The sequence below is a fragment of the Metapseudomonas phytobenefica genome, from assembly GCF_043392685.1.
GTDB lineage: Bacteria > Pseudomonadota > Gammaproteobacteria > Pseudomonadales > Pseudomonadaceae > Metapseudomonas.
Genome location: NZ_JBHZGM010000001.1, coordinates 176463 through 197873, shown reverse-complemented (window position 1 = coordinate 197873; position 21411 = coordinate 176463). Strand labels below are relative to the sequence as shown.

18 protein-coding genes are annotated in these 21411 nt (G+C 65.0%); 9 read left to right on the top strand and 9 right to left on the bottom strand.

The window, feature by feature from the left end:
- Positions 1–13: 13 nt before the first annotated feature.
- Positions 14–1042: an amino acid ABC transporter substrate-binding protein gene (locus tag ACFW0B_RS00910; protein WP_449146079.1), complete on the bottom strand. Its 1029-nt coding sequence runs from the start codon at positions 1040–1042 to the stop codon at positions 14–16.
- Positions 1043–1517: 475 nt separating this feature from the next.
- Here ACFW0B_RS00910 and ACFW0B_RS00905 point away from each other — a divergent pair, with 475 nt between their 5' ends.
- From ACFW0B_RS00905 to rhlB, 5 genes are all read left to right on the top strand, one after another.
- Complete coding sequence (locus tag ACFW0B_RS00905) at positions 1518–2177, top strand: alpha/beta hydrolase (protein ID WP_449146078.1); 660 nt, start codon at positions 1518–1520, stop codon at positions 2175–2177.
- Positions 2178–2207: 30 nt separating this feature from the next.
- On the top strand, positions 2208–4109 hold the full coding sequence (locus tag ACFW0B_RS00900) for an acyl-CoA synthetase (protein ID WP_449146077.1): 1902 nt from the start codon (positions 2208–2210) through the stop codon (positions 4107–4109).
- A 313-nt stretch (positions 4110–4422) separates the two neighbouring features.
- Complete coding sequence (locus tag ACFW0B_RS00895; protein ID WP_449146076.1) at positions 4423–5361, top strand: GGDEF domain-containing protein; 939 nt, start codon at positions 4423–4425, stop codon at positions 5359–5361.
- Between the two features lie 136 nt (positions 5362–5497).
- Entirely contained in the window at positions 5498–6655 is a 1158-nt protein-coding gene (locus ACFW0B_RS00890) for a dipeptidase (RefSeq protein WP_449146075.1), read from the top strand.
- Between the two features lie 98 nt (positions 6656–6753).
- Complete coding sequence (gene rhlB, locus ACFW0B_RS00885) at positions 6754–8229, top strand: ATP-dependent RNA helicase RhlB (protein ID WP_449146074.1); 1476 nt, start codon at positions 6754–6756, stop codon at positions 8227–8229.
- A 194-nt stretch (positions 8230–8423) separates the two neighbouring features.
- Here rhlB and ACFW0B_RS00880 read toward each other — a convergent pair whose 3' ends face one another.
- Genes ACFW0B_RS00880 through ACFW0B_RS00855 form a run of 6 tightly spaced genes read right to left on the bottom strand, consistent with a single transcriptional unit; the run spans position 8424 to position 15302 of the window.
- Entirely contained in the window at positions 8424–9755 is a 1332-nt protein-coding gene (locus ACFW0B_RS00880; RefSeq protein ID WP_449146073.1) for a DUF58 domain-containing protein, read from the bottom strand.
- The gene (locus ACFW0B_RS00875) at positions 9752–10777 is read right to left on the bottom strand and encodes an AAA family ATPase (protein WP_449146072.1); all 1026 of its coding nucleotides are present in this window, start codon (positions 10775–10777) and stop codon (positions 9752–9754) included. The genes ACFW0B_RS00880 and ACFW0B_RS00875 overlap by 4 nt, the downstream gene beginning before the upstream one ends.
- On the bottom strand, positions 10774–12024 hold the full coding sequence (locus ACFW0B_RS00870; RefSeq protein ID WP_449146071.1) for a DUF4350 domain-containing protein: 1251 nt from the start codon (positions 12022–12024) through the stop codon (positions 10774–10776). The genes ACFW0B_RS00875 and ACFW0B_RS00870 overlap by 4 nt, the downstream gene beginning before the upstream one ends.
- Entirely contained in the window at positions 12021–13604 is a 1584-nt protein-coding gene (locus ACFW0B_RS00865; RefSeq protein ID WP_449146070.1) for a DUF4129 domain-containing protein, read from the bottom strand. The genes ACFW0B_RS00870 and ACFW0B_RS00865 overlap by 4 nt, the downstream gene beginning before the upstream one ends.
- Complete coding sequence (locus ACFW0B_RS00860; protein WP_449146069.1) at positions 13591–14571, bottom strand: stage II sporulation protein M; 981 nt, start codon at positions 14569–14571, stop codon at positions 13591–13593. Before ACFW0B_RS00860 ends, ACFW0B_RS00865 begins: the two co-directional genes overlap by 14 nt.
- Positions 14568–15302, bottom strand: a complete 735-nt coding sequence (locus ACFW0B_RS00855) for an RDD family protein (RefSeq protein WP_449146068.1) — start codon at positions 15300–15302, stop codon at positions 14568–14570. Before ACFW0B_RS00855 ends, ACFW0B_RS00860 begins: the two co-directional genes overlap by 4 nt.
- Before the next feature lie 318 nt (positions 15303–15620).
- Here ACFW0B_RS00855 and sbcB point away from each other — a divergent pair, with 318 nt between their 5' ends.
- On the top strand, positions 15621–17054 hold the full coding sequence (gene sbcB / locus ACFW0B_RS00850) for an exodeoxyribonuclease I (RefSeq protein WP_449146067.1): 1434 nt from the start codon (positions 15621–15623) through the stop codon (positions 17052–17054).
- A gap of 78 nt (positions 17055–17132) precedes the next feature.
- Here sbcB and mvaT read toward each other — a convergent pair whose 3' ends face one another.
- On the bottom strand, positions 17133–17513 hold the full coding sequence (mvaT, locus tag ACFW0B_RS00845; protein WP_449146066.1) for a histone-like nucleoid-structuring protein MvaT: 381 nt from the start codon (positions 17511–17513) through the stop codon (positions 17133–17135).
- Positions 17514–17840: 327 nt separating this feature from the next.
- Here mvaT and purU point away from each other — a divergent pair, with 327 nt between their 5' ends.
- From purU to ACFW0B_RS00830, 3 genes are read left to right on the top strand one after another with little or no spacing between them, the layout of a single operon-like run.
- Positions 17841–18692, top strand: a complete 852-nt coding sequence (gene purU, locus ACFW0B_RS00840; RefSeq protein WP_449146065.1) for a formyltetrahydrofolate deformylase — start codon at positions 17841–17843, stop codon at positions 18690–18692.
- A 49-nt stretch (positions 18693–18741) separates the two neighbouring features.
- On the top strand, positions 18742–19167 hold the full coding sequence (locus ACFW0B_RS00835) for a CBS domain-containing protein (protein WP_449146064.1): 426 nt from the start codon (positions 18742–18744) through the stop codon (positions 19165–19167).
- Positions 19168–19177: 10 nt separating this feature from the next.
- Positions 19178–19351 carry a hypothetical protein gene (locus tag ACFW0B_RS00830; RefSeq protein WP_449146063.1) on the top strand — a complete coding sequence of 58 codons (174 nt, stop codon included), beginning with the start codon at positions 19178–19180 and terminating at the stop codon, positions 19349–19351.
- A gap of 74 nt (positions 19352–19425) precedes the next feature.
- Here the strand turns inward: ACFW0B_RS00830 and ACFW0B_RS25960 are convergent, their stop codons facing one another.
- A complete protein-coding gene (locus tag ACFW0B_RS25960) occupies positions 19426–21303 on the bottom strand; it encodes a methyl-accepting chemotaxis protein (protein WP_459251676.1) in 1878 nt (625 codons plus the stop codon).
- Positions 21304–21411: the final 108 nt, after the last annotated feature.

The following is a 21411-nucleotide window of genomic DNA, read 5'->3' as shown; positions in this document are numbered from 1 at the left end:
CGCCGGGCGACGGTCAGCGCACCGGCGGTGCGTACTGCAGACCGCCCTTGTTCCACAGGGCGTTGAGACCGCGCTCGATCTTCAACTCGCTACCGGCACCGATGTTGCGGTCGAAGATTTCGCCGTAGTTGCCGACCTGCTTGACGATTTGCACCGCCCAGTCCTTCGGCAACTTCAGGTCCTTGCCGAACTCGCCTTCAGTGCCCAGCAGGCGGGCAATGTCGGGGTTCTTGGTGGTCTTGGCCATTTCTTCGACGTTACTCGAGTTCAGGCCCAGTTCTTCGGCGTTGACCATGGCGAACAGGGACCAGCGCACGATGTCGAACCACTCCTCGTCACCCTGGCGCACGGCCGGGCCGAGGGGTTCCTTGGAGATCACTTCCGGCAGCACCACGTACTCGTCCGGAGCGGCCAGCTTGATGCGCTGTGCATAGAGCTGGGACTGGTCGGAGGTCAGCACGTCGCAACGACCGGATTCCAGCGACTTGGCGCTCTCGTCGGAGGTGTCGTAGGTGATGGGGGTGTACTTGAGGTTGTTGGCGCGGAAGTAGTCGGACAGGTTCAGCTCGGTGGTGGTGCCGGCCTGGATGCACACGGTGGCGCCATCGAGTTCCTTGGCGCTGGAAACGCCGAGCTTCTTGTTCACCAGGAAGCCCTGGCCGTCGTAGTAGGTCACGCCGGTGAAGTTCAGGCCCATGGCAGCATCGCGGGAGCTGGTCCAGGTGCTGTTGCGCGAAAGGACGTCGACTTCGCCGGACTGCAGCGCGGTGAAACGTTCCTTGGCGGTCAGGGGGCTGAATTTGACCTTGCTGGCATCGCCGAACACAGCGGCGGCAACTGCGCGGCAGACGTCAACGTCGATGCCCTTGTAGTTGCCCTTGCCGTCGGCATAGGAGAAGCCCGGGAGGCCGTCACTGATGCCGCATTGCACGAAGCCCTTCTTCTTCACCGCGTCCAGGGTGGCGCCCGCCTGTGCGAAACCGCTGACACCGAGAACGGTTGCCGCGGTCAGCACGGCCAGGGTGGATTTCACCATCTTCATTAAAACCTCCAGTTGCTTTTATTGGTGTTGGAGTCTCGATCCCACCGCCGTACCCTCGTGAGGCAGGTTCAACCTTTATGCACTGAAAAGGTCAACCGGGGTGTCGGACCTAAGGAAGAAGTCTAGTTGGCGCTGCTCCTATCGCCACCAGACCTTTCCTTGCCCATTGGTCAAATGGGCTGGAGACGGATTTGCGCCCACCCTCGCACCACGAATGACGCCAGGTGACCGCCTGCAAGGCAGCGGCCGCAGCCGTTGCCCAACCCGTTGCACACCGGGCAAGTGTTACCGTGCCACGGCTGTGTTTCTGTGAGTTGCTGGTTAGCAAGGGCCGTACCAGCACGGCGCCAGTACGTCTATTCCTATAGGTCAATAGGTAAAGTTTTAGCCTTGCGACATATTTTTCAGTTATCAAACCTCCTCTTCTGATGGCATAGCCCCAAAGTTGGGCAGATGCACCACAACGGAGCCACACATGAGCGACACACTGATCCTGGAACCCACACATCGCGCCGATGCCTGCGTCATCTGGCTCCATGGCCTGGGCGCGGACCGCTACGACTTCCTGCCGGTGGCCGAGGACCTGCAGGAAGTGCTGGGCACCACGCGCTTCGTGCTGCCCCAGGCGCCTACCCGCGCGGTGACCATCAATGGCGGCTGGGCCATGCCGTCGTGGTACGACATCCTCGCCATGCGCCCGGAGCGCGCGATCAATGAGGCGCAGCTGGAGGAATCGGCCGAGCGGGTCATGGCGCTGATACAGGCGCAGATCGATGGCGGCATCGAACCCCGCCGCATTTACCTGGCCGGCTTCTCCCAAGGGGGCGCCGTGGTGCTGCACACCGCCTTCCTGCGCTGGGAGGACGAGCTGGGTGGTGTGCTGGCGCTGTCCACCTACGCCCCCACCTTCACTGACGAAATGAAACTGTCGGATACAAAACGACTACTGCCGGTCCTTTGCTTGCATGGCACCTTCGACGACGTGGTGCTGCCCGCGATGGGCCGCTCCGCCCACGATCGCCTGGCGGCTGCCGGCGTTCCCGTGGAGTGGCGCGACTATCCGATGGCCCACGAGGTATTGCCGCAGCAGATCCGCGACATCGGCGCCTGGCTGGTGGAGCGCTTGCACAGCTGACCCCTCAACCCGACAGAACAAGTACCGACCATGGCCCAGACCTCAGCTCCGCCCATCGCCACCCTGCGCGACATCGAAGAAATTGAACGCCTTTCGCTGGAACAACGCGGTATGCCGGACAGCACCTATGAGCTGATCCGTCAGAGCGCCGAGCGCCATCCGCACAAGCGCGCCATGACCTTCCTGCTCCAGGGCGACACCGAAGAAGCGCCGTTCGAGCTGACTTATGCCGAGCTGCTGGCGCGGGTCACCCAGGCGGCCAACGCCTTCCACCACCTGGGTGTGCGGCCGGGCAAGGCGGTGTCTTTCCTGCTGCCGAACCTGCCTCATACCCATTTCACCATCTGGGGTGGGGAAGCGGCCGGCGTGGTCAATGCCATCAACCCGTTGCTGGAGCCCGAGCACATCGCCGAACTGGTCCATGCGGCCGACTCCAGGGTGCTGGTGACCCTGGCGCCGTTCCCCGGCACCGATCTCTGGGACAAGGTGGCCGGCCTGCGTGACCGCCTGCCGGAGCTTGAGGCCATCGTCGCCGTCGACCTGGCCAACCTGTTGCCTGAACCCCAGCGCAGCGCCATCAAGGCCCAACGCGAGCCATTGCCGGAAGGCGTGCTGGACTTCGACGAACTGCTCGACCGTTTCCCCGCCGATCACCTGCAGAGCGGACGGGTGATTGCGCCCGGTGACGTCGCCTCCTACTTCCATACCGGCGGCACCACCGGCACGCCCAAGCTGGCGCCCCACAGCCACCGCAACGAAGTGGCCATGGCGATGATCCTGGCCTATGCCATCAACCTGGGGGAGGGCGACAGCACCCTCTGCGGCCTGCCGCTGTTCCACGTCAATGGCGTGATGGTCACCGGCCTCGCCCCGATCTTCGCGGGGGCCGAGTTCCTCATCGCCACCCCCCAGGGCTATCGCAATACACGGCTGATCCAGAACTTCTGGAAAATCATCGAGCGCTACCGGGTGAGCTTCTTCAGCGGCGTGCCGACCATCTACGCGGGCCTGTTGCAGGTGCCCAGCGAGGGGCACGACCTGTCCAGCCTGCGCTATGCCCTGTGCGGCGCCGCGCCCATGCCGGTGGAGCTGATCCGCCAGTTCGAGGCCAAGACCGGCCTCAAGCTGATCGAAGGCTATGGCCTGACCGAGGCCACCTGCGGCACCTGCGGCAACCCCGCCCACGGCGAGCGCCGACCCGGTTCCATCGGTATGCGCATGCCCTATTGCCAGGTGAAGATCGCGATCCTCGACGAGCAGGGGCATTACCTGCGCGATGCCGCGCCGAACGAGATCGGCAACCTCTGCGTACGCGGCGTGACGGTGTTCAAGGGCTACCTGCAGGCCAGCAAGAACAAGGACATCTGGGTCGACGGCGACTGGTTCAACACCGGCGATCTGGGGCGGATGGATGCAGACGGCTACATCTGGCTTACCGGTCGCAGCAAGGACCTGATCATTCGCGGCGGCCACAACATCGACCCGCAGATGATCGAGGAAGCCCTGCACCGCCATCCCGCCGTGGCCATGGCCGCCGCCGTCGGCAAGCCGGACGACAAGGTTGGCGAACTGCCGGTGGCCTATGTGCAGCTCAAGCCCGGCGCCAGCGTCAGCGAGGCCGAACTGCTGGCGCACGCCGCCCAGCATGTGCCCGAGCGCGCGGCGGTGCCCAAGGATGTCTGGATCATCGATGCCATTCCGGTCACCGCCGTGGGCAAGACCTTCAAGCCGGCACTGCGTTTCGACGCCATCCGCCGCGTGCTGGAGCAGATACTGGGCGCCATCGCGCCGGGAGTGGCGGTGGAAGTGGTCAACGACGACCGCCACGGTCAGGTCGCGGAGATTCGCGTGCCGGGGCTGGACGAATCGCTGCAGGCGAAGCTGGAAGCACGCATGGCCAGCTATGCGGTGAAATTCCGCCTGCTTGCCTGAGGCTATCTATACTGGCTGTCGAAGGCCGCCTCCTGGGGCGGCCTTCTGCTCTGCGCACCATCCACACTTGTCGATCCGGACCGCCAGCAGCGGCTCCGGGTATTTCTGTGCGCTGATAAAGCTGCTGTGAAATTGTGGTGAATATCGGCAATCGTCGCGCTCCTTACCGTTATCCGGCCGTCTGTCGGCCCGGCTCCAGGCGGGCATTGCCAGGCAAAAAGTGCGGGAATACTGTCACACCGGGTTTACAGCTGAGACAAGGATCGTTAGCGGGGGTCGTCCGCTTCGACTGCCATCCGAGGCCGTTGCAGCCATGAAGCATGTCCACTGGCAAGAAGACCCGGCTCTGCTGAGTCGATTGCGTCTGTTCCAGAACGTCACCGCGAACTGTCTCGCGCAGATGCTCAAGGAATTTCGTGCCTGCGATCTGGAGGCAGGGGAAGTGCTGCTGTCGCCGTTCAACCGCAACCAGTACCTCTACCTGGTCCTGAGCGGGCGGCTGAAGGTCTATCTCGGTTCCCTGGATAACAATCCGATGAGCACCATCGAAGCGGGCGAGTGCGCCGGCGAGATCAGCTTCATCGACAACGACCATCCTTCGGCCTACGTGGTGGCCAGTGAGCCCACCACCGTGCTGCGCCTGCACCGGCAATCCCTGGTCAAGCTGTTCCAGCTGTCGCCGCAGTTGATGCAGAACCTGCTGGAAGTGCTCTGCGAGCGATTGCGCCAGGGCAACCGGATCATTCTCGACACTGAACAGAACGCCAAGATCGACACCCTCACCGGGCTCTTCAATCGTCGCTGGCTGGAGCAGATCTACCAGCGCGAAAGCACCCGCTGCGTCTTCAATGAGCAGCCGTTGTCGATGCTCATGCTGGATGTGGACCACTTCAAGGCCTACAACGATCGCCACGGCCACCTGGCCGGCGACTACGCGCTCTGCCTGGTCTCCCACACTCTGCGCAACCAGTTGCGCTCCAAAGACAGCATGGCGCGCTACGGCGGCGAAGAGTTCGTCATCCTGCTGCCGGAAATCAGTGACGCTGAGGCGCGCGTCATCGGCGAGCGACTGCGCGTCAGCCTGGAGCAGATCACCTCCTTCTATTCGCCGTTGGGCGTGCTGCCCGGCGTGACCGTTTCCATCGGCATGGCCGAGATGCAGCAGCCGGACAGCCTGCAGGGCCTGATCGCCCGCGCCGACAACGCGCTCTACCAGGCCAAGCAGAATGGCCGAAATCGCCTGTACGGGTAACGACCCACTGCGGGTTCCGGGCCTCGACAGTTAATGCCCCGGTATTCGGCAACGCGAATGTTCCCCTGATTTCCCCTGGCTTGAATCGTCGGTTTGCTAGAGTCCGTGCACAAACAAGACAGCCGGGAAGCTGGACATGCGCAAACTCCTGATCGCGTTGCTACTGCTGGTGGCCGTTGGCCTGGGGATATTCTTCTACCTGCCGGGGCTCCTCGACCGGCAGATGAACACGGTGGAATCGCCGCCGCCCTATCGCGCCACGGACGAGGCCGAGAAGCTGCACAGGACCCTGTTCGTCGCCGACCTGCACGACGATGCCCTGCTGTGGAACCGCAATCTGCTGGAGCGCCATGACTTCGGCCACAGTGACCTGCCGCGCCTGCTCGAAGGTCATGTCGGCCTGCAGGTGTTCTCCACCGTGACCAAGACCCCGCGTGGCCTCAACTACGAGCGCAATGGCGCCGACAGCGACAACATCACCCTGCTGGTCATGGCCCAGCGCTGGCCCCGTGCGACCTGGCACAGCCTGCTGGAGCGTGCCCTCTATCAGGGCCGGAAACTGGAAGAGGCCGCCGCCGGCAGCCAGGGCAAGCTGACCCTGGTGCGCAGCCGCGACGACTTCACCCGCTACCTCGCGGCCTGGGAAAGGGACCCGAACCAGGTTGCCGCCATCCTCGCCACCGAAGGCCTGCACCCGCTGGAAGGACGGCTGGAAAACATCGATCGCATGTACGACGCGGGTTTCCGCATCATGGGCCTGACCCACTTCTTCGATAACGAGGTGGGCGGCTCCGCCCACGGCCTGGAGAAGGGCGGCCTGACTCCCTTCGGCCGCCGGGTGATCGACCGCCTGGAGGAGAAGAAGATGCTGGTGGACCTGGCCCACGCCTCCCGCGCCCTGATCGACGACGTGCTGAACATGGCCGAGCGTCCGGTGCTGGTTTCCCACACCGGCGTCGAGGGCACCTGCCCGGGTCCGCGCAACCTTACCGACGCGCATCTCCAGCGCATCGCTGCCACTGGAGGGGTGATCGGCATCGGTTACTGGGATACCGCCGTCTGCGAAACTTCGGTCAAGGCCATCGTCAGGGCCATGCGCCATGTCGCCGACAAGGTCGGTGTAGAGCATGTGGCGCTGGGCTCGGACTTCGACGGCGCGGTGCGCACGCCCTTCGACACCAGCGGCCTGGCGCAGCTGACCCAGGGCCTGCAGGAGGCCGGATTCAGCGAGCAGGACATCGCCGCCATCATGGGCGGAAACCTCCGCCGGCTGCTGCTGGAGTCCCTTCCTTAGTCCAAGTCAAGCCCTTGAGTGCCCGCGGCTCTTCGCCCTGCGGGCATCTTGCTTTACACTGGCGGCCGTTCATTCCTTAATCAATCGACGAGACCACCGTGCTCAAGGCACTCAAGAAGATATTCAGCAAGGGTGAAGAGCCGCAGGCCAAACCCGCCCCCACCGCGTCAGTCCCCGCCCAGACCGAGAAGCAAGAGCGTCCGGCCAAACCGAAGAAAGCGCCTCGTGAAGCAGGCGAAAAGGCCGAAGGCTCCAGCGAACGCCCGCCCCGTGGCGAGAAAAAGCCCCGCAGCGACAAACCCAAGGCCGACAAGCCGCGCCGTGAGCGTCCGGCCAAGGCGGCTGCCCCGGTGGACAACTGGAAGCTGGAGGATTTCGTGGTGGAGCCCCAGGAGGGCAAGACCCGCTTCCACGACTTCAACCTCGACCCACGGCTGATGCACGCCATCCACGACCTGGGTTTCCCTTACTGCACACCGATCCAGGCCCAGGTGCTGGGCTTCACCCTCAAGGGCCAGGACGCCATCGGCCGCGCCCAGACCGGTACCGGCAAGACCGCCGCCTTCCTGATTTCCATCATCACCCAGCTGCTGCAGACCCCGCCGCCGAAAGAGCGCTACATGGGCGAGCCGCGTGCGCTGATCATCGCGCCGACCCGCGAACTGGTGGTGCAGATTGCCAAGGATGCCCAGGCGCTGACCAAGTACAGCGGCCTGAACGTCATGAGCTTCGTCGGCGGCATGGACTTCGACAAGCAGCTCAGGCAGCTGGAATCCCGCTTCTGCGACATCCTGGTCGCCACCCCCGGCCGCCTGCTGGACTTCAACCAGCGCGGCGAAGTGCACCTGGACATGGTCGAGGTGATGGTCCTGGACGAAGCCGACCGCATGCTCGACATGGGCTTCATCCCGCAGGTGCGCCAGATCATCCGCCAGACGCCGTACAAGGGCGAACGCCAGACCCTGCTGTTCTCCGCCACCTTCACCGAAGACGTGATGAACCTGGCCAAGCAGTGGACCGTCGACCCGGCCATCGTCGAGATCGAGCCGGAAAACGTCGCCAGCGAGACCGTCGAACAGCACGTCTACGCCGTGGCCAGCAGCGACAAGTACAAGCTGCTCTACAACCTGGTGGCGCAGAACAACTGGGAGCGGGTGATGGTCTTCGCCAACCGCAAGGACGAAGTGCGCCGCATCGAAGAGCGCCTGACCAGGGACGGCATCAGCGCCGCCCAGATGTCCGGCGACGTGCCTCAGCACAAGCGCATCAAGGTCCTGGAAGGCTTCCGTGAAGGCAAGATCCGCGTCCTGGTGGCCACCGACGTCGCCGGCCGTGGCATTCACATCGACGGCATCAGCCACGTGATCAACTTCACTCTGCCGGAAGACCCGGACGACTACGTTCACCGCATCGGCCGTACCGGCCGCGCCGGCGCCACCGGCACATCCATCAGCTTCGCCGGCGAGGACGATGCCTTCGCCCTGCCGCCGATCGAGGAGCTGCTGGGCCGCAAGATCAACTGTGAAATGCCCCCCACCGAACTGCTCAAGCCGGTGCCGCGCAAGCACCACTGAGATCGCGTGCAATGAAAAAGGCGAAGCTGAGGCTTCGCCTTTTTCTTTTCGGCGTGAATCGGGGAGATCGTTGCCCGGATGAAATCCGGGAGCGGCGGTGGGACTTTCCCGGATTTCAACCAGGCTACGGAACTGCAGGGACGTAGGTTGGCGCAGAGCGCAGCAAAACCCAACGTTCCGGCGCAGAACCGTCCTTACAGCGCCCCCGCCTTCTTCCACGCCAGATAACGGCTCACCAACTGTGGGCCCAGTTCGCTGGGGCGGGCGTCCAGCACGGGGACGCCGTGGGCGGCGAGGCGTTCGTGGAGGCTGTTGCGGGCGTTGAGATAGTTCACCGCGCCGCAGTAGGCGAGGGCGTCATCGAAGCCCTGCACCGGGGTATGGCGCAGGTGGTCGAGGATTTCCTCGCGCAGGCTGACCACCAGCAGGCGATGCTGGCGGCCCAGGCGCTTCACCGCGCTGAACAGCTCGGCATCGTCTTCGTCGCGCAGGTTGCTGACCAGCACCACCAGGGCGCGGCGCCGCTGGCGGGTGAGCAGGGCTTCGGCAGCGGCACTGAAGTCGGCCGGGCGCAAGGTGCTGTCCAGGTCGTAGACGCCATTGAGCAGGACATTCAACTGGGCCGGGCCTTTCACGGGCGTCACGAAGCGGTCGCGTTCGGCGGCGAAGGTGGACAGGCCCACCGCATCGCCCTGGCGCAGGGCCACGTAGCTGAGCAGCAGGCTGGCATTGAGGGCGTGGTCGAAGTGCGACAGGTCGCCGTCCTGGCTGCGCATGCGGCGGCCGCAGTCGAGCAGGAAGACGATCTGCTGGTCACGCTCGTCCTGGTATTCGCGGGCGATGGGTGTGCGCTTGCGGGCGGTGGCTTTCCAGTCGATCTGGCGCAGCGTGTCGCCATCACGGAACTCCCGTAACTGGTGGAATTCCAGGCCGAGGCCGCGGCGTGGTCGCTGGCGCACGCCGAGTTGGCTGAGCCAGTCGTCCACTGCTTTCAGCTGGGCGCCATAAAGGCGGGCGAAGTCCGGATAGACGCGGGCTTCTCCGGGCAGGTCGAGCACCCGTTTGTGCCGCCACAGGCCCAGGGGGCTGGGCAGCTGCAATTCGCAGGCGGGAAAGTGGAAATGCCCGCGCTTGAGCGGCCGCACCCGATAGCCGAACTCGGTGTGTTCGCCGGGATGCAGGGCCACCTGTTGGGGCAGGGGCTCGAAGTCCATGGCGGCGGGCACCTGGTCGAACACATCGACGATCAGCGAGCGCTGGTAGCCGTGGTGCAGGGTGAGGCGCACGTCGCTCCAGCGGCCCAGCGCCAGGTTGCCCGGCAATGCACGTTCCAGGCGCGGCGAAGGCAGACGGCGCAGCCAGATGGCGTCGAGCAGGGCAAGCAGGACCAGGGCGCAGAGCAGGCCCCACCAGAGCGGCTGCAACTGCGCCGGCAGGTCGACGCCCAGAGCAGGCAGGGCACCGAGCAGAAGGGCCAGAGCGAAGAGTCCGGCTACCAGCGCGAGCAGGGCGCGGGACGGTTTCATAGGCGCGGCGCCGGCACCTGGTCGAGGATCTGTTGGAGCACCTGATCCACCGAAAGGCCTTCGATATCCAGTTCCGGCGACAGGCGTACGCGGTGGCGCAGCACGGCCAGGGCGCAGCCCTTGATATCGTCCGGCAGCACGAAGTCGCCGCCGCGCAGCAACGCCCGGGCGCGACCGCCCCGGACCAGGGCGATGGAGGCGCGAGGCCCGGCGCCCATGGCCAGGCCCGGCCAGCTGCGGGTGGCGCGGGCCAGGCGCACGGCGTAGTCGAGCACCTGATCATCCACCGGCAGTTCGCTGGCGATCTTCTGCAGGGCGATCAGGTCGCGGGCCTGGGCCAGGACGCGCAGGGGCGCCACTTCGAGCATGTCGGCACGGGCCGAACGGGTGACCTGGCGTACCAGGGTGAGTTCTTCGTCGGCCGCCGGGTAGTCCATGCGCAGCTTGAGCATGAAACGGTCGAGCTCGGCTTCCGGCAGGGGATAGGTGCCTTCCTGCTCGATCGGGTTCTGCGTCGCCAGCACCAGGAACGGCTGGGGTACCGGCAGGGCGCGGCCTTCCAGGGTGACCTGGCGCTCCTGCATCACTTCCAGCAGGGCGGCCTGGGTCTTGGCCGGGGCGCGGTTGATCTCGTCCGCCAGCAGCAGGTTGGTGAACACCGGTCCCTTGCGCAGCTTGAACTGCTCGCTCTGCATGTCGTACACGGCGTGGCCGGTGACATCGCTGGGCATCAGGTCCGGGGTGAACTGGATGCGCGAGAACTCGCCACCGAAGCAGCGCGCAAGGGCGCGGACCAGCAGGGTCTTGCCAAGGCCCGGCACGCCTTCCACCAGCACGTGGCCGCCGGCCAGCAGGGCGGTGAGTACGTCGTCGATCACCGCCGCCTGGCCGACCACGGCCTTCTGCAGTTCCAGGCGCAGGGCCTGGGCCAGCTGGCTGGCGCGCTGGCGCTGGGTGGCGGTGGACGTCGCCGTGGGGCTGGCGGTTTCGGCTTGCGACGGCTCGGAAATCTGTTCACTCATAGGGCATTCCTGAGGGTTTGCAGGTGGGCGACCTGGCGGGTGAAGTCGGCGGCGCTGAGGCGTTGCCTGGGCAACGGCCGCATGGCCTGGCTGATGGCGCTGGGCGACAGGCGGGTCAGGCGGCCCAGCACCTGCCACTGCTCGGCCACGGGGAGCCGTTCGAAGCCGGGATGGCGATGCCGTGCGCGACGCTGGATATCCCGCTGCAGGCCTTGCAGCAGGCTGGCAGGGCCGCTGCGGCGGAGCAGGAAGTCGGCGCTGCCGCGCAGATGTTCTTCCAGCTGCCGGCGGGCACGGCTGGCCGGTGCCTGCAACGGACCCTGGCGCTGGCCGACGTGCCAGAGAGCCAGGGCGATGAGCAACGCCAGGGCTACCAGGGCTTCGGGGAAGTTCTGCCCGAGCAGGGTGGCCAGGCTATCGCGTTCGGCGCGGTAGAGCAGGGTGACGGTGCTGTCCTGGGTGAGGTACCAGAGCAGCCAGGCGTTGTCGTACTGGCCGATCTCGCGGTTCTGCCAGAGCCAGCCATCGGTGACCACTGTGACCAGTCCGTCGCCGTGGTTCAGTTGCAGCATGTGGGTGGACTTGGCGCTGTTGGCCCAGGCGTGGGCGCGGTTCTGGCTGTCGTAGAGGTGGAAGTCCGTATCGAAGCTGGCGTAGGCCGGCGCCTGTTCGTTTTCCAGGTAGAGCTTGGTCAGCTCGGGGAATGGGTCGTTCTCGGCATCGGTCTCGTCGTCCCGGGAAGGCGCGGCGTCCTCCGTCCGTTCCGCGGCGCGCAGGCCGTCCGGCGCTTCGGGCTCTTCCGGCTCGGTGCTTTCGTCTTCCTTGAGGTCGCGGCTTTCGTATTGCTGGATGCCAAGGCGGTCGGCCAGCAGGTCGTCGCTCTTGCCTTCCTTCTCGTCATACAGGCGCTCGACGATGAACAGCAGGTGGCCACCCTTGCTTGCCCAGTCCAGCAGGCGGTCGGCCTGGCGCGGGGTCATGCGTGCACGGCTGCCGAGCAGCAGCAGGGTGTTGCCGGCACTGGGCAGGTTGTTCAGCACTTCCAGGCCGTCGGCGCGGGTCACCTGCAGGCCCTGCTTGCGCAGGAAATGTTCGGCGGCCAGATAGGGGTTGCCCCGCACCTCGGGTGAGGGGCCGTGTTCGATGGTCTCCTGGTAGGGCTGCAGACGCCCGGCGAGGTAGATCGTGATCAGGCCCAGCAGCAGGAACAGCCCGGCGCCGATGAGGAAACGCGGACGCAGGTTCATTGCGCGGCTCCGCTGGCGAACAGGCGCCGCCAGCCATCACAGAGTCCCTGGCGCAGTTCGGCGGCGGGCAGGCGGTGGCCGTAGGCGAGGTTCTGCCAGTGGCCGGTGAGGGTGCGGCTGAATGATTCCAGTTCGCTGTTTTCCAGGTGCAGCACCAGTTGCAGCACTTCGCCTTCGGTGTGGGATTGCCTGAGGGGCAGGCGGTAGTCGTGCAGCAGGCGGCTGAGCAGGGCGCGATAGAGCAGGCCGAGGGCCTCGCGGGGTTGGCTGGCCCAGAGACGTTCGGCTTCCCCGGCGACGTCGTCGGGCAGGCTTTCCGGTGCGAGTTCGAGGCCGAACAGCACCGCTGGGGCTTCGCGCGAGCGGCGTTGGGGCAGGCCCAGGCGTCCGACGAAGGCGCCCAGCCAATCGCGATAGCGCCAGAGCAGCAGGGCGATCAGGCTGATCAGCACGCCCCAGAGCAGCACCTTGATCACCAGCGCGACGCTGTCCAGGCTCCTGGCGTACTCAGCCAGCCTGAACAGGTTGCGGATGAATTCGGCCCAGCCTTCGACGTCTTCGGGGTTCACTTCCTTGTCGGCACTTTCATCACCCAGGCGCCAGCGGGTGACGCTTTCGCGGTTCTGGAAGGGCGCGGCGTCGAGCAGCGCGGTGATGCTGTCCTTCGCGGCCCGGCTGGTGAGCGGCTGGTGGGTGAGGCGCTCGGCGTCCGGACCGTCCAGGAAGGACTGGGGTGCCGGGCAGAGGGCGGGTGCATCCACGGCCATGGCCGGCTGCGGCCATTGGCTGAAGAGTAGGCCGAGGCCCAGTAGCAGGGCGTAGGCGGCGCCGGTCAGGCGTTGGCGCAGGCGGCGGAACTGCAGCTCGATGTCCCAGCCTTCCAGGGAGGTGCGGCGGTTCAGGTAAAGGGTGAAGCCGCAGGAGACGTAGACCGGTCCCCAGATCGTCAGCACCAGGACGTAGAGGCTGTTGGACAGGTGTTCCAGCCAGAGCCATTCGCCCGAGGTCATTTCCAGAAGCTTCTGCCAGTCCCAGTCGATCGCCACCTGCTGGGGCAGCATCAGGTAGAGCAGGGTGAGCAGGCCGAACCAGAGGGCCGATTCCAGGTGCACGCCGATGACCGTCAGCCAGGTGGCGCCGCCCGCGTCGCGCTGGCCCAGCACCACCAGGCGCTGGCTGCGGGCTTGTCCGGAGAGCCCCTCGAGTTGCAGCACCGGCAGGTCGAAGCTGCGGGTGGTGCTCAGGCGACGCCAGGTGAGGCTGGCGAGCAGTTGCGGCTTGAGCAGACGCGGGTAGGCGCGCAGGGCTTCCTTGAGGGTCGGCGTGTCACCGAACAGGGCACGGGAAAGGATGTATAGCGGCAGCCGTTCGTAGGCGGGCTTGAGCAGCCAGAAAAGGAACACCGAAAGTCCCGGGGAGTTCCAGCAGAGCAGGGTGAGCAGGGCGAATACCGGGACGGTGACCATGGCCCAGCTGGCCATCAGCAGACCGGCGTGACGGCGCGCCAGCAGCACGCCGAGGTCCATGGCTTCCCAGGCGCTGCGCGGGCGGATGGCGACGCTGGCGTCAGTCAGGCGCATGCGTCCTCCTGCCCACCAGGCCGAAGTAGAGCGCCACCAGCAGCCACAGGCCTGCGCCCACCAGGTACTTCACCTGTGGCGTCACCAGCGTCATGGACGACCAGTAGGCCTCGACGAAGGCGGCGATCACCAACAGCAGGATCACCCCGGCCACCAGCTGCACGCTGCGCCCGGCGGCCAGGCGCAGGGCCTCGCCTCGGGGCAGGCGGCCGGGAGCGAGCAGCGCCCAGCCCAGTTGCAGGCCGGCGGCGCCGGCGAAGGCGATGGCGGTGAGTTCGAAGGCGCCATGACCGATGACGAAGGACCAGAAGGTTTCGCCGAAGCCGACCTGGGTCAGATGGCCGGCAACAGCGCCGATATGCAGGCCGTTGAACAGCAGGAAGAACAGGCTGCCGACCCCGAACAGCAGGCCGCCGGCGTAGGTCTGAAAGGCGATGCCGATGTTGTTCATGATGTAGTGGCCGAACATCATCCAGTCGTCCCCCGCGTCACGCTCGCTCATGGGGCCGATGCGCCGGGCATCCGGGTCGTACATGGATTCCATCGACGACACCTGTTCCGGGTCCAGCACGCTGTAGACCAGGTCCGGCCAGTTGTGCACCAGCAGGCCCATCAGCAGCAGGCTGCCGTAGAACAGCAGGCTGGCAGCGGCGATGCTGCGCCACTGGCTGCGCACCAGGCGCGGGAAACCGCCGAGCAGGAAGCCCAGCAGGCGCGCACCGAGGTGGCTGCGGTGGCGATAGAACTGCTGGTGGCCGCGCATGGCCAGTTGCTGCAGGTGTTCCACCAGATGGCTGCTGTAGCCGCGCTCCTGGGCCAGGGCCAGTTGCTGGCAGATCTGCCGGTAGTCGGCGGAGAAGGATTCACAGGCACGGGCGTCGGCCTTGCCGCGTTCGAGACGTTCGAGTTGCTCGACGAAGGCTTTCCAGGCGGCCCGGTGCTGGCGTTCGAAGAGATTCTGTTTCATGGCGAATCCGAACCCAGCAGGCCGCGGGCGATGCCGTTGATGCGCGCCTGCGCCTGTTCCTCCGGCACCGACAGCGGCTCGGCAAGGATGCCGGCGAGCTCGGCGCGGCGGGCCGGGGAAAGGCTGGCCTGGCGCTCGGCGAAGCCGAGCAGGGCGCGCTGGTCGGCAAGGGTCAGGGAGAAGGGCGCGCGTTCCGGCTCGGCGTTGGGCAAGGTCGGGCGCTGGGTCTTCTCGTCGCGGTAGACCACCAGGCTGCCGGCGGCGATGTCCCCCAGGCGCTTGAAAGTGGGGTGCAGCAGGCAACTGAGGGCGCCCAGGGTGTAGGCGAAGGGCAGCAGGTCGACGAAGCGCAGCAGGTTGCGCACCAGGGACGAGGACCAGCCGACGGGCGTGCCATCGTCATGCACCACGCGCAGGCCCATCATCTGCTTGCCCGGCGAGCGGCCCTGGTTGAGCACTTCGAACAGCACCATGTACCACCAGTTGAGCAGGAACATGAGGATCAGCCCCAGGCCCATGCCGAGCTGCCCGAGCAGGGCCAGGGCGATGAACAGCACCAGCATGATCGCACCACGGATCGCCAGGTCGATGGCATAGGCCCGGGCGCGTGGCAGCAGGCCGGCCGGACGCAGGACCAGGTCGATGCCTTCCGGTGTTTCGACCTGATAGCGGGTGTCCAGCGGCCGGGCCTGAGAATCGGCGGGATGGGAACCGGATCGAGGTGCGGGCATCGGCTGGGCGCCAAGGGGAAAACCCGATGCTAGCGAGCGGCTGGTATCCAGGCAACCGGGCAGGGAGGACTCAGCTGGCATGCTGTGAAGGGCGCGGGGCATTCGACAAGGCGAATGGCGCGCAGGTATCGGCGCGGGGTGCGGTGGGCGCGGGCATGGGCCAGTCCTTGTCGGGTCGATCATCCAGTGGCGGCGATTCTAGGCGCGCGGCAAAGCGGCCAGCAAGACGACCGATGGCGAAGTTTCCTGCTTCGTTCGGCGACGTTGCCGCGTTCGGCACGGTGATAGACTGGCCCGCTCACGAATCAGGGGGACGCCGTGACTTCCAGCATCTTCTGGCACGACTACGAAACCACCGGCATCAATCCGCGCTGCGATCGGCCGTTGCAGGTGGCCGGCATTCGCACCGACGAAGCGCTCAACGAGATCGGCGAGCCGATCAACCTCTACTGCAAGCCCAGCGACGACATCCTGCCCCATCCGGCGGCCTGCCTGGTTACCGGCATCCTGCCCGGCACCCTGGCGGAGAAGGGGCTGGGCGAGGCCGAGTTCATGCAGCGGGTGCATGCCGAGCTGTCGCTGCCGGGCACCTGCGGCGCCGGTTACAACACCCTGCGCTTCGATGACGAGGTCACCCGTTACAGCTTCTACCGCAACTTCTACGATCCCTACGCCCGCGAGTGGCAAGGCGGCAATAGCCGCTGGGACCTGATCGACCTGGTGCGCACCGCCTATGCCCTGCGCCCGGAAGGCATCGAATGGCCGCAGCAGGACGGGCGCGTCAGCCTGCGCCTGGAGCTGCTCACGGCGGCCAATGGCATCGATCATGGCCAGGCTCACGACGCACTCTCCGACGTTCGCGCGACCATCGCCCTGGCGCGTCTGCTGCGGGAGCGCCAGCCGAAGCTCTTCGATTACCTCTATCAGTTGCGCAGCAAGCACAAGGTGCAGGAACAGGTTCGCCTGCTGCAGCCGCTGGTGCACATTTCCGGACGCTACTCCGGCGAGCGTCATTACCTGGCGGTGGTGCTGCCGCTGGCCTGGCATCCGCGCAACCGCAATGCGCTGATCGTGCTCGACCTGCAGTCGGACCCTGCCCCCCTGCTGGAGCTGGACGGGGAAACCCTGCGCCGGCGGCTCTACACCCGCAGCGACGAACTGGCCGAAGGCGAGCTGCCGGTGCCGCTGAAGCTGCTGCACATCAACCGCTGCCCGGTGGTAGCGCCCCTCGGCGTGCTGCGTGAAACCGATCGCCAGCGTCTGGGCGTCGACCTGGAGCTCTGCCAGCGCCGCGCCACGCTGCTCACTGCGCAAACCGCCGTGTGGCAAGAGAAGTTGCCGGTCATTTATGCCGAAGAAGAGTTCGTTTCGTCGGATGATCCGGAGCAGCAGTTGTATGACGGATTTCTCGGTGATCGCGATCGTCGGCTCTGCGAACAAGTGCGCCGCGCCGATCCGCAACGGCTGTCCCGGGAGAGCTGGCCGTTCGACGACCCGCGTCTACCGGAGTTGCTGTTCCGTTACCGTGCCAGAAACTTTCCTGAAACTTTGTCGGAGACTGACCGGTCGCGCTGGAAGGAGTTTTGTAAAAATCGGCTGAGAAGCCCGGAATTCGGGGCGCCTAATACCCTGGAGAGTTTTTTTCGCGCGCTGGATGAATTCCAGACCAAGGCAGATCCGGCACAACAGGCGATCTTGCTGGAGTGGCGCCGATATGCCACGGAACTGGGGCAGCGCTATCAGTTGCGATAAAGACACCGGAAACTTTGCGGTTTTTCCCCCGGCAATAAAAAACGCCAGCAGATGCTGGCGTTCTTTATTGCCGAAGGCTTAGCCCAGGATGGTGGCCCAGCCTTCAACGACCTCGGCGCCCCACTTGGCTTTCCACTCTTTCAGAGTCTTGTGGTTGCCGCCCTTGGTTTCGATGACTTCACCCGTCTCCGGGTTCTTGTACTGCTTGACCTTGCGAGCGCGCTTGCTGCCGGCGGCAGCGGCCTTGGCGGCGCGCGGAGCCTTGACGGAGCGGGCTTCCGGATCGAGCAGGGCAATGATGTCGCGCAGGGACTTCTGATATTCACCCATCAGAGTGCGCAGTTTGCCCTCAAACTCCAGTTCTTTCTTCAGTTTGTCGTCCTGGGACAGGTTCTTCAGGCGCTCTTGGAGCTCCTTGATGGCTTCTTCCGTAGCCCGGTATTCGTTGATCAGCGACATGTCGGCGTCCCTTGTTGGAATCTTGCGTTGACTTGCGATTGCGAAGTGTCAGCAATAATAGACAGCGATTATCTGCAAGTAAATAAGCAGGAAAAGTTTTGTACGCATTGTTGGCGACTTCTTCTTTCATACTAGTCCCACGGGCCGTCTAATGCGTAATTGCGCGCGGGATACTCGCTATATCAGCCTTCGCTTTCGGCCCTTAGTTTGCCTGTCTGGTGTTGTTCCGCGATCAGCGGCAATCCCCTGGAGGCCACGAGGTTACTGAAGTTTTTGCGCATACTGGCTAGAATGGCCGCCTTTGCGAAGTCTCTGGAGTGTTCCCCAATGCGCACATTTCGTCTGGTGATTGCCTGTCCGGACGGCGTCGGCATCGTAGCCAAGGTCAGTAACTTCCTGGCTACCTACAACGGCTGGATTACCGAAGCCAGCCATCATTCGGATAATCAGAGCGGCTGGTTCTTCATGCGCCATGAAATCCGTGCCGACTCCCTGCCCTTCGATCTGGACGGTTTCCGCCAGGCCTTTGCGCCTATCGCCCGCGAGTTCTCGATGGAATGGCGCATCACCGACTCCGCGGTGAAGAAGCGCGTGGTGCTGATGGCCAGCCGCGAGTCCCACTGCCTGGCCGACCTGCTGCACCGCTGGCACAGCGGCGAGCTGGATTGCGAGATTCCCTGCGTGATCGCCAACCACGACGACCTGCGCAGCATGGTGGAGTGGCACGGTATTTCGTACTTCCATGTGCCGGTGGACCCGAAGAACAAGCAGCCGGCCTTCGACGAGGTTTCGCGCCTGGTGGAAGAGCACAACGCCGATACCGTGGTGCTCGCCCGCTACATGCAGATCCTCCCGCCTGCGCTGTGCCAGCGTTACGCCCACCAGGTGATCAACATCCACCACAGCTTTCTGCCGTCCTTCGTCGGTGCCAAGCCGTACCATCAGGCCTCGCTACGTGGCGTGAAGCTGATCGGCGCTACCTGCCACTACGTCACCGAGGAGCTGGATGCCGGTCCGATCATCGAGCAGGACGTGGTGCGCGTGACTCACCGCGACAGCGTCGAGGACATGGTTCGACTCGGCAAGGACGTGGAAAAGATGGTTCTGTCCCGTGGACTACGCTATCACCTGGAAGACCGGGTGCTGGTACACGACAACAAGACCGTCGTGTTCGACTGATGCCTCAGGCGGGCGCCCGCGTCGGTCCACCGACAGAGGAGTCCGCCCCATGCTCAAGTCCGTCAAGGTGCGTGACTACATGACGCACCACCTGGTGACCTTCAGGTCCGACACCGACCTTTTCCTCGCCATCGACCGCCTGCTGGAGCACCGCATATCCGGTGCTCCGGTGGTGGATTCCCAAGGCCACCTGATCGGCATGATCTCCGACAGCGACTGCCTGCGTGGCATTCTCTCCGGCGCGTATTTCGATGCCGTCGGCGGTAGCGTCAGCAGCTACATGTCCACCGGGGTCGAGAGTGTCTCCCCCGAAACCGACATCATCGAAGTCTGTCAGCGCTTCCTGCGCGACAATCGCCGGCGTTTCCCGGTGGTGGAGGAGGGGGTGCTGGTCGGCCAGATCAGCCGCCGCGATGTCTTGCGTGCAGTGAAGGCTTTTGCTCAGCATGACCGCGAACAACCTCCGGAAGTCTGAGGACTCTGCCATGGCCGACCCGTGTGACCGCGCCACCTCCACCCCGCCGCCCACCCTTGGCGAAGGCTGTGTCCGGCGCTATGACCCGGAGGAGCTGAGCGAGGAGAACGGCACCGAGTTTCCCGGGGCCGCCGAGCTGTGGCGCAAGGTGCAGGAAGAGGAGGAAAAGAAGAAGGCGCCCTAGGGCGCCTTTCTTGTTTTTGGTTCTAGTGCTGCTTGGTTTCCCCCTCCCTGAAGGGAGGGGGAGTGGGGCCGGCGTCAGATGCGGAAACTACCCACCAGTTGCTGCAGCCGTGCGGCCTGCTGGTCCAGGTCGGCGCAGGCGCGCAGGGTGGCCTGGAGGTTTTCCACGCCTTCCTGGTTGAGGGTGTTGATCTCGGTGATGTCCATGTTCAGCGAGTCGACCACGGCGGTCTGTTCCTCGGTGGCGGTGGCCACCGACTGGTTCATGCCGTCGATCTCGCCGATGCGCTGGGTCACGCTGCCCAGGCGTTGGCCGGCCTGGTTGGCGATTTCCACGCTCTGCTCGCTGTAGCGCTGGCTCTCGGTCATGGTGGTGACCGCTTCGCGGGCGCCGACCTGCAGTTCCTCGATCATCTGCTGGATTTCCTGCGCCGATTCCTGGGTACGGTGAGCCAGGTTGCGCACCTCGTCGGCCACCACGGCGAAGCCACGGCCGGCTTCCCCGGCGCGGGCGGCCTCGATGGCGGCGTTGAGCGCCAGCAGGTTGGTCTGTTCGGAGATGCCTTTGATGACTTCGAGGATCTGCCCGATGTTCACCGTCTTGCTGTTCAGTGTCTCGATGTTGCCGCAGGAGGCGCGGATCTTTCCGGACAGTTCGTTCATCGCGGCGATGGTGCGTTCCACCACCTGGCGACCGTCTTCGGCCAGGGTGCGCGCGGAGGAGGCCTGCTGCGAGGCGTCGGCGGCGTTGCGGGCGATTTCCTGGGCGGCAGCGCCCAGTTCGTTGATCGCGGCGGCGACGCTGTTGGTGCGGTTGGCCTGCTCGTCGGAGTTGCTCATGGACGAGTTGGAGGCGTTCAGCACCAGCCTGGCCACCTGGTTCACCTGATGGGTGGCCGAGGACACTTCGCGGATGGAGCCGTGGATACGCTCGACGAAACGGTTGAAGGCGCTGGCCAGCTCGCCGAATTCATCCTGGGTATGGATCGCCAGGCGGCGGGTCAGGTCGCCTTCGCCCTGGGCGATGTCCTGCATGGCGCGGCCCATGGTGTGCAGCGGCTGCATCAGCACGCGGATCAGCATGCCCAGCAGGATCATGATGATCACCACGGCGATCACGGTGGCGACGATAGCCGAGGCGCGGAACTCGTTGAGCATGCTGTAGGCCTTGCCCTTGTCCACCGATACGCCGATGTACCAGTTCACAGACGGCAGGCCCTTCACCGGGGAGAAGGTGAGGATGCGGGGGGTGCCGTTCAGCTCGACTTCACTGAAGCCGGTGCTGATGGCCGGGGTGTTCTGCGGGTAGATGTCCCGCAGGCTCTTCATCACCATGTCCTTGTTCGGGTGCACCAGGACCTTGCCGTCGGCGCTGACCAGGAAGGCATAGCCCATGCCGTCGAAGTCCAGGGCGTTGATGATCTGTGCCAGGGTCTGCAGGCTCAGGTCACCGCCGGCGACGCCGAGGGACTGCACCGGCGTGGCGATGGTCATGGTCAGCTGGCCTGTCGCAGCGTCCACATAAGGCTCGGTGAGGATGGTGCCGCCGGCGCTCTTGGCGCCCTGGTACCAGGGGCGGGTACGCGGGTCGTAGCCCTCGGGCATGGCGCTGTCCGGGCGCATGGTGAACTGCCCGTCCTGGGTGCCGAAGTAGGTGAAGGCGAAGGTGGAGCTCAGGGCCCGCTGTTGCAGCAGGGTGGGTACGGCATCGGCGGCTGGATTGGCCGCAAGGGATTCGGCGACGCTTTCCACCAGCAGAATCCGGCCCGAAAGCCAGTTCTGGATATTGCTGGCGGTTACATCGCCCATCTCCTGCAGATAGTTTTCCAGGTCGTCACGGAGCGCATTCCTTTGCAAGTAATCGTTGTACAGAGTGAACAGCGAGAAGGCTGCAATTACCACCAGGGAGGCGGCGAGCAGAATCTTGTGGCTGAACCGCAGGTTTTTAATCATGTCTGCTTGCGTCCGATTGGGTCAGGCACCAGTCTTTACCGCACGTGAGTGCTGGAAAAACTGATTAGAAACGTCGGTTTATATATCGGCGGGATTTGATGAAAGCTT

Excerpts from the sequence above, each read along its gene's own strand:
- ACFW0B_RS00870 (WP_449146071.1), bottom strand. The coding sequence starts at position 12,024 with ATGAACCTGCGTCCGCGTTTCCTCATCGGCGCCGGGCTGTTCCTGCTG.
- ACFW0B_RS00905 (WP_449146078.1), top strand. The coding sequence starts at position 1,518 with ATGAGCGACACACTGATCCTGGAACCCACACATCGCGCCGATGCCTGC.
- ACFW0B_RS00835 (WP_449146064.1), top strand. The coding sequence starts at position 18,742 with ATGCTCAAGTCCGTCAAGGTGCGTGACTACATGACGCACCACCTGGTG.
- ACFW0B_RS00910 (WP_449146079.1), bottom strand. The coding sequence starts at position 1,042 with ATGAAGATGGTGAAATCCACCCTGGCCGTGCTGACCGCGGCAACCGTT.
- ACFW0B_RS00855 (WP_449146068.1), bottom strand. The coding sequence starts at position 15,302 with ATGCCCGCACCTCGATCCGGTTCCCATCCCGCCGATTCTCAGGCCCGG.
- ACFW0B_RS25960 (WP_459251676.1), bottom strand. The coding sequence starts at position 21,303 with ATGATTAAAAACCTGCGGTTCAGCCACAAGATTCTGCTCGCCGCCTCC.
- purU (WP_449146065.1), top strand. The coding sequence starts at position 17,841 with ATGCGCACATTTCGTCTGGTGATTGCCTGTCCGGACGGCGTCGGCATC.
- ACFW0B_RS00880 (WP_449146073.1), bottom strand. The coding sequence starts at position 9,755 with ATGAAACCGTCCCGCGCCCTGCTCGCGCTGGTAGCCGGACTCTTCGCT.
- ACFW0B_RS00865 (WP_449146070.1), bottom strand. The coding sequence starts at position 13,604 with ATGCGCCTGACTGACGCCAGCGTCGCCATCCGCCCGCGCAGCGCCTGG.
- ACFW0B_RS00875 (WP_449146072.1), bottom strand. The coding sequence starts at position 10,777 with ATGAGTGAACAGATTTCCGAGCCGTCGCAAGCCGAAACCGCCAGCCCC.
- ACFW0B_RS00895 (WP_449146076.1), top strand. The coding sequence starts at position 4,423 with ATGAAGCATGTCCACTGGCAAGAAGACCCGGCTCTGCTGAGTCGATTG.
- ACFW0B_RS00900 (WP_449146077.1), top strand. The coding sequence starts at position 2,208 with ATGGCCCAGACCTCAGCTCCGCCCATCGCCACCCTGCGCGACATCGAA.
- ACFW0B_RS00890 (WP_449146075.1), top strand. The coding sequence starts at position 5,498 with ATGCGCAAACTCCTGATCGCGTTGCTACTGCTGGTGGCCGTTGGCCTG.
- mvaT (WP_449146066.1), bottom strand. The coding sequence starts at position 17,513 with ATGTCGCTGATCAACGAATACCGGGCTACGGAAGAAGCCATCAAGGAG.
- ACFW0B_RS00830 (WP_449146063.1), top strand. The coding sequence starts at position 19,178 with ATGGCCGACCCGTGTGACCGCGCCACCTCCACCCCGCCGCCCACCCTT.
- ACFW0B_RS00860 (WP_449146069.1), bottom strand. The coding sequence starts at position 14,571 with ATGAAACAGAATCTCTTCGAACGCCAGCACCGGGCCGCCTGGAAAGCC.